Here is a 13082-nt window from a genome sequence, read left to right as displayed (position 1 = left end):
GGGGGGGGGGGGCCGCCGTAAAACGCCCCCCCCGCCCGCCCCGCCCCGCGTTTAGGCGGCGGTCTACGCCCTACGGTCTACCAGCGATACCAGCGCCCCCGCCTGCCGCCGGCGCCCGCCGAGCGGAAGACGAAGCCGAGAGCCCAGACGACCAGGACGATCACGGCTATCCACCACAGGGCCTTCAGAGCGAATCCTGCGCCGAAAAGGATCAGCGCGAGAAGCAGGACTACCAAAAGGGGAATCATTGTTTTTACCTCCGACCCACGTCTGCCCCGCCCACCGAAGCGCATTCCCGGGAATTCCCTTGTTTTGCCCGCCCGTTTCCGGAAAGACTCCGCCGATACCCACGTGCGCGCGGGGCCGGTCTCGGGTCGGTCAGTTGGCCGGATCGGATTCGGGGGTGGCGCCTTCGGCGAGGATCAGGGACAGAAGGCCGGGGAAACGTCGGTCGATGTCCTCGCGGCGCAGTTGTGCCTTGCGGCTGTTGCCGCGGTCGACCTGTCGGATCAGGCCGGCCTCGCGCAGGATCCGGAAGTGGTGGGTGAGGGTGGATTTGCCGACGGGCAGCAGGAAGGACGTGCAGGTGCGTTCGGTGGTGTCCGGGTCGTGCACGAGGACCTTGACGATCCGCAGCCGCATGGGGTCGTCGAGAGCGGCCAGCACCTGGGCGAGGGTGACGTTCTCGGTCTGGGGGTGGAACAGCTCTCCCGGCATGGCCCTCGTCTTCTCGTGCTGTTCGTTGCGCGGCGCCGCGGCCCGTCGCTCATGGTAAGTGCTGGATCGTACCTCTCTACCGTGCCGTCGCGGCGAGGGCGGAGCCGCTGTCCGGGTCGGTGGTGATGGCCGCGGGCATCGTGTCGATGGTGTTGTTCGCCGCCGGGGCCCGGCAGCCGCCCGGGACGGCCGCCGGCCCGAGGCGCCGCACCTTCACCGCCGGGCGGCGCGGCGTTCGCGTTGGGGGATCACCGTGTACTTCGGGTCCTCCGCCGAGGCCATGCCGGCGGCGAACACGCCGAAGCGGGTGCAGATCGAACCCGCGAGCAGGGCGGCGCCGGCGACGGCGGCGGTGACGCGGCGGGTGGTGGGTCGGCCGCTGATCACCCCGGACAGGGCCGCGCCCACGGCGCCGGTGACGGTGAGGGCTTCGGCGGCGCGGGTCAGCCGGCCGGCCCTGCCGGTGCGGTAGGTCTCGGCGACGATGCCCATGCGGGCGCGCATGCGGCGGGCGGCGAGCAGGTCGAGGAGCGCGCCGCCGATCGCGGTGCGGCGGGCGGGACCGGCCTGGTGGGGCGAGACCGTGAGCAGGGCCAGGCCGGATGCCGCGCCGGCGGCCGATCCGGCGAAGAGGAAGGGAAGTTCGCGATGGCCCTCGTGCCAGGCCGGTACGGCCGTGTCGGCGAACAGGACCGCGGTGTAGGTGGCCACGGCCGGGCCGAGCAGGGCGGCGCCCGCCGTCGCGGCCCGCCCGAGTCCGGGCAGCCGGCCGCTCACGTCGGTGGCCGCTGCGAGGCCCGCGGCCGGTCCGTATGCCGCCAGCAACCACGAGCCCATGTTCATCGGCGAGGTCGGCTTGAACACGCGCAGCATGTTGACGAAGCGCCCCGGCCGACCCAGGTCGTGCACGAGCGCGACGACGGACAGCGAAATCCCGCCCAGCGCGGCCACCTTGCCGGTCCGGGCCAGCGCCGGCCGCCCGGTCGCCTCCGCGCCCGCCGCGAGCAGCGAGGACACGCCCGCCAGGCCGCCCAGGAACACGTAGCCGGCGATGTCGGTCGCCGCCCACACCGGAGCCTTGATGATCGGCCGCCCGTAATACGACGTGGTCTCGACCTTGGGCACCATCCGCGCCTCGCCGCGCGTCATCGCCGTCCTCCCCGCGACCCGAAGGCGAGCGCGACCCCGGCCGCCAGCGTGAGCGCCGCCGCACCCGCGTGCCGCCACATCGACGGCAGATCACGCGTGGTGACCACCGGATCCGGCGGCAGACCGTAGACCTCGGGCTCGTCGAGGAGCAGGAAGAACGCCCCGTCGCCGCCCACACCGTCCTCGGGATCGTGCCCGTACAACCGGGCCTCCGGAACACCGTCGGCATGCAGATCCCGTACCCGCGTCTCGGCCGCCGCGCGCAACTCGTCCAGCGGGCCGAAGCGGATCGATTCGGTCGGACACGCCTTCGCACACGCGGGCTCCGCCCCCACGCCCAGCCGGTCGTAGCACATCGTGCACTTGAACACCCGCCCGTCCTCGGGTCGTTGGTCGATCACACCGTACGGGCAGGCGGGCACGCAGTAGCCACAACCGTTGCAGATGTCCTGCTGCACCACGACCGTGCCGAACTCGGTGCGGAACAACGCGCCGGTGGGGCAGACATCCAGACACGCGGCATGCGTACAGTGCTTGCACACGTCGGAGGACATCAACCAGCGCATCGAGTCACCCGAGCCCGAGCCCGAGCCCGAGTCCGCGCCCACACCCCCGACCGCCCCGATCGCCCCCGCCGCCACCGGTCGTTCCTGCTCGATGAACGCGACGTGGCGCCACCTGTTCGCGCCCAGCCCCTCGCTGTTGTCGTAGGACATCCCGGTGAGCGCGAGACCGTCCTGCGGCACGGCGTTCCACTCCTTGCACGCCACCTCGCACGCCTTGCACCCGATGCACACCGACGTGTCGGTGAAGAAGCCCATCCGCGGCGGGTGTTCGTCCCCCCACCCGGCCTCGCCCGCCGGGTCGCCCGGTCCGCGTCCGATCCCGCCGATGAACTCGGCCATCTCAGATCTCCGTCCCGGTCTGCTCGGTGATCCCGGCCCGCTGCCGGTAGTCGGCGACGAACCGCAACAACTCCGGCCCGCGCGGGCGTCGACCCGGTCGGATGTCCGCGCTCATCGCCTTGACCTCCTGGATGTGCACGTTGGGATCGAGCGTGATCGACGCCAGTTCGTTGGCCGCGTCGCCGCGACTCATCCCGTTGGGACCCCAGTGGAACGGCAGCCCGATCTGGTGCAGCGTGTGCCCGTCCACGGTCAGCGGACGCATGCGGCGCGTGACCATCACCCGGGCCTCGATGGCGGTGCGCGCGGTCACGATCGTCGCCCACCCCATGTGGTCGAGTCCGCGTTCGGCCGCCAGTTCGGGGGAGACCTCGCAGAAGAACTCCGGTTGCAGCTCGGCCAGATACGGCACCCAGCGGCTCATCCCGCCCGCGGTGAAGTGCTCGGTGAGCCGGTGCGTGGTCACCACGTACGGGAACACCTCGCTGCCCGGCTCGTCCCCGCTGGGATGGGAGCGGTTGTGCCGCCGGCTGAACACCTGGCGGACCGGGTTGCGCGAGTGCTCCGGGTGCAGCGGATTGGTGAACGGCGAGTCCTGCGGCTCGTAGTGCGTGGGCAGCGGACCGTCCACCAACCCGCCCGGCGCGTACAACCAGCCCTTGCCGTCCGACTGCATGATGAATGGATCGTTCCCCGCCAACGCCTCGACGCCGCGCGCCCCTTCGGGAGGGCGATAGTCGGGGGCCTTGTCCGGCGGGAAGTCCGGAACGTCGGGCCCGGTCCATCTCCCCGCGTCCGCGTCCCACCGCAGCAGCGCCTTGCGCTCGCTCCACGGCCGGCCCTCCGGGTCGGCGGAGGCGCGGTTGTACAGGATGCGCCGATTCGCCGGCCACGCCCAGGCCCACTCGGCCGCGAGCCAGTCCTGCTCGGTGTGCGGCCGGCGCCGCGCGGCCTGGTTGACGCCGTCGGCGTACACGCCGCAGTAGATCCAGCACCCGCACGAGGTGGACCCGTCGTCGGCCAACTCGGTGTAGGCGGACAGGTGTTCGCCCTTCGGTCCGAAGCCGTTGATCTCCGCGAGCACGGCCTCCGCACTCGGGTCGTCGTAGCGTCCCTCGGTCGGGTAGTCCCAGGTCAGATCCAGCACCGCGCGGTCCATCGGGTCGACGGAACCCGCGAGTTCGGCTCGGATCAGCCGGCCCAGGTGATACATGAACCACAGGTCGCTGCGCACGTCGCCGCGCGGCTCGACCGCCTGGTGATGCCACTGCAACCAGCGGTTGGTATTGGTGAACGAGCCGGACTTCTCCGTGTGTGCCGCGGCCGGGAAGAAGAACACCTCGGTGCCGATCTCCTCGGTGCGCAACTCGCCCGTCTCGATCTCCGGGCCGTCCTTCCACCACGTGGCCGACTCGATCAGTGAGAAGTCGCGTACCACGAGCCAGTCCAACTCGGCCATGCCCAACCGCTGCATGCGCGCGTTCGCCGAACCGACCGCCGGGTTCTCGCCCATCAGGAAGAAGCCCTTGCAGATCCCGTCCAGTTGCGCCATCACCGTGTCGTAGGTGCTGTGCGAGCCGGTCAGGCGCGGCAGATGCCCGAAGCAGAAGTCGTTGTCGGCGGTCGCCGCGTCGCCGTAATACGCCTTGAGCAGGCTCACCGTGTACTTGCGCATGTCGGCCCAGTAGCCCTTGTCGGCCACCATGGTCGCGATGTAGGTGTCCAGATCCTCGTCGGCGTGCGCGTGCGGCATCGGCAGGTAGCCGGGCAGCAGATCGAACAGGGTCGGGATGTCGCTGGATCCCTGGATGCTCGCATGCCCGCGCAGGGCCTGGATGCCGCCGCCGGGCCGACCCACATTGCCCAGCAGGAGCTGCAGGATCGACGCGGTGCGGATGTACTGCGCGCCCACCGAGTGCTGCGTCCAGCCCACCGCGTAGACGAAGGCCGACGTGCGCTCCCGCCCGGAGTTCTCGGTCAGTGCACGACACACCGTCGCGAACGCCTCCCGCGAGACACCGCAGGTGCGTTCGACGAACTCCGGGGTGTAGCGCGCGAAATGGCGCTTCAGGATCTGGTACACGCAGCGCGGATGGGTCAGCGTCTCGTCGCGCGGCGCGTCCGCGTGCATCTGCGCGCCGCCCGAACCGTGCGACTCGCCGCGACCGGCCGCCGCGACCGACTCCCGTTCCTCGCCCACCAGCTCGTCGTGGCGCGCGTCGCGGTCGCCCACGGCCGGCTCGACCGAACCACCCTCGTAGGCCCACGACTTCTGGTCGTAGTGCCGATGCTCGGCGTCGAGGCCGGAGAACACGCCGCCCAGGTCCTCGGTGTCCCGGAAGTCCTCGCTCACCAGCGTCGCGGCGTTGGTGTACGCGAGCACGAACTCCCGGAAGTCCTTGCCCTCGGTGAGCACATGATTGATCACGCCGCCCAGGAACGCGATGTCGGAGCCCGCGCGGATCGGTACGTGCAGGTCGGCGAGTGCACTGGTGCGGGTGAACCGGGGATCGATGTGGATCACCGTCGCGCCGCGCTTCCTGGCCTCCATCACCCACTGGAAACCCACCGGATGCGCCTCGGCGTAGTTCGAGCCCTGGATCACGATGCAGTCGGAGTGCTGGAGGTCTTGCATGAACATCGTCGCGCCGCCGCGACCGAACGTGGTCCCCAGACCCGCGACCGTCGAGCTGTGACAGACCCGGGCCTGGTTCTCCACCTGCACCACGCCCAGACCCGTGAACAGCTTTTTGATCAGGTAGTTCTCCTCGTTGTCCAGCGTCGCCCCGCCCAGACTGGCGATGCCGAGCGTGCGGGCGACGCGCATGTCGTCGTGCTCCCACTGCCAGGTCTCGCGCCGGGTGCGCACGACCCGTTCGGCGACCATGCGCATCGCGGTGTCCAGGTCGAGTTCGCCCCAGTCGCTCGCGTACGGCGCCCGGTACAGGACCCGGTCGCGGCGGGCCGAACCCGTGGTCAGCTGAAGCGTGGCCGAACCCTTGGGACACAATCGGCCCCGGCTGATCGGCGAGTCCGGGTCGCCCTCGACCTGGACCACCCGTTCGTCCTTGACGTAGACCTGCTGTCCGCAGCCCACCGCGCAGTACGGGCACACCGAACGCACCACCCGATCGGCGTCGGCGATCCGCGGCCGCAGCTCGGCGGTCGCGGTCGAACGCGCCGCCGCGCCGCGGCCGAGCCGATCGGCTCCGACGACCTGGCGCCGCACCGGCCAGTCGCGCCACCACGTACGTGGGTCCACGTCAGCTCCTTGCCGGATCCGGGCCATCGACGCAAGGCGACTACCCGGGGTGACGGCAGGCATGCGCTGCGGCCGGGTCGAATGGGGCCGGGGAGCGCGGCGTCAGCCGGCGCCGGGGAGGCGTACGCGGAGTTCGTCCCCGTCCACACGCGTCTCGAAGACCGGTTGCGGGGCGGTCGCCGGGCCGTGCACGACCTCCCCGGAGCACAACTCGAACACGCTGTCGTGCCATGGGCAGGTCACCCGACCGTCGCGGACCTCGCCCTCGGACAGGGGACCGGACAGATGCGCGCAACGATCGGCCAGGACGTCGATCCGATCCGTGCCGCGCACCACCAACACCGGCGTCTCGCCGACGAATCGGCGCACCGGCGTGCCGAGCGGCAACGCGGACAACAGGCCGATCGGGTGCCACCGCGACCCGTCGCCCACCACGTGGGGCACCTGTTCCGCGTGGTTGACGCCGGTGGCCTGCCGGTAGGCCAGATGCCCGCCGAGCAGGCCGCCGGCGCCCACGGCGGTCAGCCCGGTCAGGGCCAACAGGCGCCCGCGGATCGGCCGTCCGCGCAGGCGGGCCCACAGGGATGCGGCGTAGAGCCCGACGGCGACCGAGTTGGCGGCGGCATGGACCAGGCCCACGCGCTGCTGCTGCTCGTGGGTCTGGGCCCAGTCGATCGCCCCGGCCGCGGCGGCGGGCAGCGCGGCGCCCAGACCGACGGTGATCAGGACACCCGACGCGGGGCCGGTGCGCGGTACGAAGTCCAGCACCGAGGCGGAGATCCAGGCGCCGATGGGCACCTGTACCAGCAGCGGGTGCACGGGGTGTCCGATGGGGACCCCGTGTGCGGTGTCCCGAATCCTGCCCTCGGGCACCCGCCCGACGAGGCCGCGCAGCAGGGAGGCGGGCCGATCGAGGCCCCGGGCCTGCTCCAGTCGGGTGGTGATCGCCGTTGTCATTCTCATGCCCGCCCGTTGCCCCGGGATCGCCACACCATGTCCGGCAGGCGGATGAACGGCGGGCGGGGCGAGGACGGGTGCCACGATCGACGACCCGATCCTCGCGCCCTGGGCCGCTGTGCGGGCACCGCCCGGCTCAGGCCGTGATGACCTTGTGGTCGGCGCCGCCGCCGATCGAGATCTTGCGCGGCTTGGCGCGCTCGGCGATCGGGATCCGCAGGGTCAGCACGCCGCTTTCGTAGTCGGCGCGGATGCGCTCGGTGTCGAGCGTGTCGGCGAGGACGATCTGCCGGGAGAAGACGCCGACGGGTCGCTCCGACAGCTCCATCTGTACATCCCTGCCCTTGTCCCCGTCGTTGCCCCTGGCGATCGGCTCGCGCCGGGCCTTGACGGTGAGCATGTTGCGTTCGACGTCGATGTCGATCGCCTCGCGGGTGACACCGGGCAGATCGAAGACGACCACGTACTCCTCGCCGTCACGGTAGGCGTCCATGGCCATCGCCGTCGGCCGGGAGGGGGTCCCGGGCACGAGAAGCTGCTGCGCGAGCCGGTCGAGCTCGCGGAAGGGGTCGGTACGCATCAACATCGCGAAAACACCTCCGAAAGTTTCGGTCGGAAGCGCCCTGACGGGCTGCCTGAAACTGTTGTAGCATGTCGTCGAAGCGATGACAAATAAAGACGTCATCCAAAGAGTGACGGGTGATCGGGTCGTCGGATAGATGACCACGTGGAGGTCATTCGAGTGATGACGAACCGAGAGGAGTCCGATGGATACGACCGACCCTCGGCACGAATCGACCGCTCCCCCCGCCGACGTTGCCCACCGGGTGGGGCCGGCCTCCTTTTTCGCCGCCGCGGCGGCCCTGGAGGTCATCGACGAGGCCGTCCGCGGCGCGCAGGAGCATCGGGGCAAGCAGTCCGGGGCGGACGCGGACCCCCATCGGGCGCTGGCCTCGCTCCTGCTGCTGCGCGAGATTCGCGAACGACTCGCCGGGTGGGAGAGCGGATTGATCGAAACGGCCCGGGACGCCGGGGCCAGCTGGGCCGACCTGGCCGGACCGCTGGGCGTGGCCAGCAGACAGGCGGCCGAGCGCCGCTATCTGCGCCTGCGTCCGGGGCCGGTCGGCAGCACCGGCGAGCAACGGGTCACCGCCACCCGCGAACGCCGGGCCGCCGACCGCGCCGCCACCGCCCGGGCCCGCGACAATGCCGCCGACCTGCGCCGCCTCGCCGGGCAGATCACCGCGCTCACCGACCTTCCGCCCGGCTCCCGGTCCCTCGTGGCCAGGCTCGATCGGGCGCTCGGGGCGGACGACCCCGCCGCGCTCCTTGACCCCCTCGGCGCGGCCCGTCCGCACCTGGCCGCCGCCCACCCGGATCTGGCCACCCGGATCGACGCCCTCGTGAACCCGGCGGGCGAGGGGCCGGCCGGGCGCTGAGGGCCGTGTCGATCGCGGGACCGGATCGGATCAGGCGAAATCGGTGACGTGGTCGGCCGCCCAGCGGGCGTAGGTGCGGGGTGTGGCGCCCGTCAGGCGGGACAGGGTGGAGGTGATCTCGGGTCGGGCGTCGACGGTCTCCTCCATCAGATCGAAGAGGGCGTGGACGAAGTCGGCGTCCATGAACGTGGCCATCCCTTGTCGCACCGACGCGGCGTCGGCCTCCTCGAAGACGAGCCGTCGCCCGAGCGCCTCCCCGAGCAGCCGTACCTGGTCCGCCTGAGTCAGCGCCTCGGGGCCGGTCAACAGGTAGGCGCGGCCCGCGTGTCCGTCGTCGGTGAGGACCCGGACGGCGGCGTCGGCGACATCACGCTCGTGGACCGGCGCGGTGGTCGCGCCCGCGTAGGGGGCCTGCACCACATCGCCGTGGGCCAACTGCATGGCGAAGGCCAGCGAGTTGATCGCCGGGAAGAACAGCCGCAGGAACGTGTGCGCGATCCCCGTCGCGGCCACCGCCTGCTCGACCCGGGCGTGGTAGGCGGCGATGACGTTGGGTTGGACCGCCGCGCCGTCGACCACCGCGCCCGAGGACAGGAACACGATGCGGTGCACCCCGGCCGCGCGGGCGGCGTCGAGCAGCGCGTCCGGGGCCGTTCCGTACGGCAGCGTCAGGAACAGCGCGGTCACCCCGTCGAACGCCTCGGTGAGCGTGGCGGGATCGGTGAAGTCGCCGCGAACCACCTCTGCCTCCGCCGGCAGCCCGGCCCGCACGGGGTCGCGACTCAGGGCGCGCACCGGGACCTTCGCCGCGGCCAGTGCCTCTACGGTCTGCCGGCCGAAGTGTCCGGTGGCTCCGGTGACCAGGATCATCGTCGTTCCCCTTTCGTGACGGCGAGGACCTCGTCGTGGTCCTCGTCCCGCTCGACGACGGTAGGACGCCATTAGGAACATTACGTTCCGCATGGCGCCGCCCGTGGCTCGCGGGCCGGCCGGACCCCGGGGATGAAGCGCGTGCCCACGGGGCACACGACGCCGGTATCGATGGCCGGCCTCCCCGTGGCGGCCCGTGCGCAGGCAACGAAGGGAACACGACATGAAGCTCAGGAAGAGAGCCGCGCTGTTCGCCGCGGCGGCGGCGTTGATCGCGGCACCCGGCGTCGCGGCAGGTGAGGCGGCCGCGGCCGTGCCCGGTCCCGGCTGGCACCACGTGCGGGACTTCGCGCCCGAAGACCTCGGCGGATGCCACACGTGGGGGCAGTGGTATCTGGAGAACGGGGCGAACAGGTACGAGTGCCGCCCCGCCGGCGTATGGCAGTTGTGGGTGCTCACCGACGGGTGACGGGAACCCACGCGCCCGTGGTCCCGGGGCATCCGCGGTGCCCCGGGACCACGCACCGCGGTGTGAGCCGGCTCGGCGGGGCCTCAGTCGAGGTGCAGATCCGCCACCTCCCGCGCCGAGAGGGTGAGGCCGGCCGCCGCGGCCGAGTCGGCCGGCGGCACACGCCGATGCCGAACCGGTCCGACCCGCGCGCCCGGTCGGTCGGGCGTTACGGCCGGCCGGGGACGCCGAGCGCGAGCAGCGCGGTGTCGTCGTCCAGACCCTCGCCGAAGCTCTCCAACAGCCCGGTGATCGCGGCGATCATCGCCTGCGCCGTCGCCGGGGCGTGCTCGGCGGCGAAGGTGAGCAGGGCGTCCTCGCCGAGCAGGTTCTCGCGCGTGGCGCCGGTGCGGGCCTCGGTCAGGCCGTCCGTATAGAGCACGAGCGTGTCCCCCGGCGCGAGGGTGGTGTGCGCGGAGCCGAAGGCGGCGTCGGGGAAAACACCGACGAGGAGCCCACCGGGCGTGGGCAGGAAGTCGGCGCGACCGTCGGCCCGCACCACAAGGGCGGGGGGATGACCCCCCGAGGCCAGGTGTACGCCGGCCGGGCCGCCGTCGGCATCGGGCTCGATGACCCCGAAGACGACGGTGCAGTAGCGGGGGTCGATGCCGGCGGCGTATCGCTCGTGCAGAACGGAGTTCAGTGTGGCCAGCACCGCGGTCGGCTCGGGAGTGTGCAGCGCCGCCGCCCGCAGGGTGTAGCGGGTCAGCGACGTGACGGACGCCGCCTGCGGGCCCTTGCCGCACACGTCGCCCATGAAGAATGCCCACCGACCCTCGCCCAGAGGGAACAGATCGTAGAAGTCGCCGCCCAGAAGATCGGGCGACGCGGTGTGGTAGTGACCGGCCGCCTCCAGGCCCGGCACGGTGGGCAGCGACGAGGGCACGAGGGACTGCTGGAGTACGGCGAGCGCGTCCGCCAACCGTTCCCGGTTCGCCTCGGCCTGCCGGCGGGCCTGTTCCGCCTCCAGTTGCGCGCGCTGCGCCTCGGCGCGGGCCTGCTCGGCGTCCCGGCGTCGGCGCAGCAGTTCCTGCTCGTACGCGCGCCGGTCGGAGGCGTCGAAGACGGTGGTGCGGATCAGCAGCGGCTCACCGCCACCGCCGTGCTTGACCACCGAGGAGACCAGCACCGGCAGGCGACGCCCGTCGGTCCCCTTCAGCTCCAAGGCGACGCCGCGGAGTTCGCCCTGCATGCGCAGCAGCGGCGCGAAATGCGTTTCGTGGTAGAGCTTCCCACCCACGGTGAGCAGATCGGGGAAACGCAGCCGGCCGACCACCTTGTCGCGGTCCATGCCGAGCCAGTCCAGCAGGGTGGCGTTGATCTTGGCGATGGTGCCGTCCATCAGCGTCGACAGATAGCCGCAGGGCGCCGCCTCGTACAACTCCTCGGCACTGTCCTCGAGCAGCGCGGTGAACGCGGCGTCGGTGTCCCCGCCCTGAGCGGGATCCGGCTCGTCGCCGGAGCGGCACATCACCGGTGGGCCGCCAGAAAGCCGAGAATCGCCTCGGCGGTGGCCTCCGGCGCGCTCAACTGCGGGCAGTGTCCGGCGGCATCGAGCGTGACGAGGCGCGAGGAGGGGATCGCGGCGTGCACGTACGCCCCGACCTCCCGGGGCGCGATCACGTCCTGCGAGCACTCGAGGACCAGGGTCGGCACCGTGACGTCGGGCAGGTCCGCGCGGCTGTCGGACAGGAACGTGGTGCGGGCGAAGACCGCGGCGATGTCGGGATCGGTGGCACAGAAGCTGTTGGTCAGCTCCTGCCCCAGCTCCGGCCGCTCCGGGTTGCCCATGATCACCGGAGCCATCGTGGACGACCAGCCCAGGTAGTTCGACTCCAGCGAGGCGAGCAGCTCGTCGATGTCCTCGGCGGTGAAGCCGCCCCGATAGTCTCCGTCGTCGATGTAGCAGGGTGAGGGGGCGACCATCACCAATGCCCCGATGCGCCTCGGCGCCATCCGTGCGGCGAGTATGCCCACCATGGCGCTCACCGAATGCCCGACGAACACCACGTCCTCGACATCCAGCTCGTCGCAGATCTCCACCACGTCTTGGGCGTAGCCCGCGAGCGAGGCGTACCGTTCCCGGCTGAAGGCCGACAGGTCCGAACCGCCCGAGCCGACGTAGTCGAACAACACCACCCGATACTGCTCCGCCAACGCCGGTACGACCAGCCGCCACATGTTCTGATCACAGCCGAACCCGTGTGCGAGAAGCAGTATCGGCCCGTCGGGGAGCCCGGCGGCCGTCACGTTGTTCCTGCTGCGAACATCCATACGGTCCAGTGTCTCACCGGCACACGGGACCCCCGGTCGCACGCCGCGTCGGAGGGCCCCGTGTCACCGTGTGTGCTGGTGCCCTCGCGGCGCGGTCGGGGCCGTGGTGGGGGTCAAAGGACCTCCTGTAGGCGCGCGGTGAACCCGGCGGGGTCGTCGACGAAGCCGGTGTGGTCGCCGGGGAAGAGCACGGGTGCGCCGCCGAGGGCGCCGGCGAGGGCTCGGGAGGTGCGGTCGCAGAGTTGTCCGGTGGAGGCTTCGCCGATGCCGACGATGATGCGCGTGGCCACCGTGCGCAGTGCCGCGAGGTCCGGGCGCCAGTGCGTGGTGGGCCGCAACTCGTGGGCAAACCATCGGAGTTCGTCGGCCTCCTCGCGCGGGGTGCGTTCCCCGCCGAACATCGTCTCGGCCACGCCGTCGGGTAGTACGATGCCGGCCTGGGCCAGGAACTTGGTCCAGGCGCCGGTGACATCGCCGCGCAGGCGGGTGGCGATGATGTCGTCCGTGCTGGCGTGGAGGTGCTCGCGGTCGTCGAGGAGCTCGACGAGCGGGGGTTCGTGGGCGACGACGGTGTGCACACGGTCGGGGTGGGCGCCGGCCAGGGCCAGAGCGGTGACGGCTCCACCGCTGGAGCCCACGACGGTGGCGGGGCCGAGGTCGAGCCGGCCGATGAGCCGGGCCAGGTCGGCGGCGCGCAGTTCCGGGGTGGAGTCCTGGTCGGGATCGTCGAGGGGGCTGCGGTTGATGCCCCTGGGGTCGGTGGTGAGCACGGTGTGGTCGGCGGCGAGCAGGTCGGCCAGTGGCGCGAAGGCGGCGGCGTCCATCGGGGCGCCGACGAGCGCGATCAGCGGGCCGGTGCCGCGTACCTCGTAGTGCAGGCGCGCGCCGGGGACGTCGAGGGTGCCGGTGGTGACGGAAACGTTCGTGGTCATGGGTCCTCCTCGGCCGGGGAGGCGGTCGTGCCCGCCTCCTCACCATGACGACGAACGGGAACGGGCCCG

At 71.7% G+C, this 13082-nt stretch carries 13 protein-coding genes; 2 read left to right on the top strand and 11 right to left on the bottom strand.

From position 1 onward, the window contains the following. Window positions 1–77: 77 nt before the first annotated feature. From ACWGR4_RS36670 to ACWGR4_RS36640, 7 genes are all read right to left on the bottom strand, one after another. Window positions 78–248 carry a DUF5670 family protein gene (locus ACWGR4_RS36670; protein ID WP_380002274.1) on the bottom strand — a complete coding sequence of 57 codons (171 nt, stop codon included), beginning with the start codon at window positions 246–248 and terminating at the stop codon, window positions 78–80. A 130-nt stretch (window positions 249–378) separates the two neighbouring features. Continuing rightward, window positions 379–717 (bottom strand): ArsR/SmtB family transcription factor, encoded by a 339-nt coding sequence (locus tag ACWGR4_RS36665; protein ID WP_452132724.1) that lies wholly within the window; start codon window positions 715–717, stop codon window positions 379–381. A gap of 213 nt (window positions 718–930) precedes the next feature. Continuing rightward, window positions 931–1866, bottom strand: coding sequence for an NrfD/PsrC family molybdoenzyme membrane anchor subunit (nrfD, locus tag ACWGR4_RS36660; RefSeq protein ID WP_380002272.1), 936 nt, complete (start codon window positions 1864–1866; stop codon window positions 931–933). Further along, window positions 1863–2771, bottom strand: a complete 909-nt coding sequence (locus ACWGR4_RS36655; protein ID WP_452132726.1) for a 4Fe-4S dicluster domain-containing protein — start codon at window positions 2769–2771, stop codon at window positions 1863–1865. The genes nrfD and ACWGR4_RS36655 overlap by 4 nt, the downstream gene beginning before the upstream one ends. Before the next feature lies 1 nt (window position 2772). Beyond that, window positions 2773–6060, bottom strand: coding sequence for a formate dehydrogenase (gene fdh / locus ACWGR4_RS36650; protein WP_452132727.1), 3288 nt, complete (start codon window positions 6058–6060; stop codon window positions 2773–2775). Between the two features lie 75 nt (window positions 6061–6135). Continuing rightward, window positions 6136–6996: a Rieske 2Fe-2S domain-containing protein gene (locus tag ACWGR4_RS36645; RefSeq protein WP_452132728.1), complete on the bottom strand. Its 861-nt coding sequence runs from the start codon at window positions 6994–6996 to the stop codon at window positions 6136–6138. Between the two features lie 130 nt (window positions 6997–7126). Continuing rightward, entirely contained in the window at window positions 7127–7576 is a 450-nt protein-coding gene (locus ACWGR4_RS36640) for an Hsp20/alpha crystallin family protein (protein WP_380002268.1), read from the bottom strand. Window positions 7577–7757: 181 nt separating this feature from the next. On the opposite strand from ACWGR4_RS36640, the gene ACWGR4_RS36635 reads away from it, so the two are divergent. Beyond that, complete coding sequence (locus ACWGR4_RS36635) at window positions 7758–8429, top strand: type III effector protein (RefSeq protein ID WP_380002267.1); 672 nt, start codon at window positions 7758–7760, stop codon at window positions 8427–8429. Window positions 8430–8459: 30 nt separating this feature from the next. Here the strand turns inward: ACWGR4_RS36635 and ACWGR4_RS36630 are convergent, their stop codons facing one another. After that, window positions 8460–9299, bottom strand: a complete 840-nt coding sequence (locus ACWGR4_RS36630; RefSeq protein WP_452132729.1) for an SDR family oxidoreductase — start codon at window positions 9297–9299, stop codon at window positions 8460–8462. 223 nt (window positions 9300–9522) lie between these two features. Between ACWGR4_RS36630 and ACWGR4_RS36625 the strand changes: the two genes are divergently transcribed. Then, window positions 9523–9768: a hypothetical protein gene (locus tag ACWGR4_RS36625; protein WP_452132730.1), complete on the top strand. Its 246-nt coding sequence runs from the start codon at window positions 9523–9525 to the stop codon at window positions 9766–9768. Between the two features lie 208 nt (window positions 9769–9976). Here the strand turns inward: ACWGR4_RS36625 and ACWGR4_RS36620 are convergent, their stop codons facing one another. The 3 genes from ACWGR4_RS36620 to ACWGR4_RS36610 form a co-directional block, all read right to left on the bottom strand. Continuing rightward, the gene (locus ACWGR4_RS36620; protein ID WP_452132731.1) at window positions 9977–11278 is read right to left on the bottom strand and encodes a PP2C family protein-serine/threonine phosphatase; all 1302 of its coding nucleotides are present in this window, start codon (window positions 11276–11278) and stop codon (window positions 9977–9979) included. Continuing rightward, on the bottom strand, window positions 11278–12081 hold the full coding sequence (locus ACWGR4_RS36615; RefSeq protein ID WP_452132732.1) for an alpha/beta fold hydrolase: 804 nt from the start codon (window positions 12079–12081) through the stop codon (window positions 11278–11280). Before ACWGR4_RS36615 ends, ACWGR4_RS36620 begins: the two co-directional genes overlap by 1 nt. Window positions 12082–12194: 113 nt before the next feature. Continuing rightward, window positions 12195–13013 (bottom strand): alpha/beta fold hydrolase, encoded by an 819-nt coding sequence (locus tag ACWGR4_RS36610; RefSeq protein WP_452132733.1) that lies wholly within the window; start codon window positions 13011–13013, stop codon window positions 12195–12197. Window positions 13014–13082: the final 69 nt, after the last annotated feature.

The sequence above is a fragment of the Embleya sp. NPDC055664 genome (assembly GCF_053618075.1).
The sequence above is the reverse complement of the archived record's forward strand: the minus strand, read 5'-3'. Positions and strand labels throughout refer to the sequence as shown.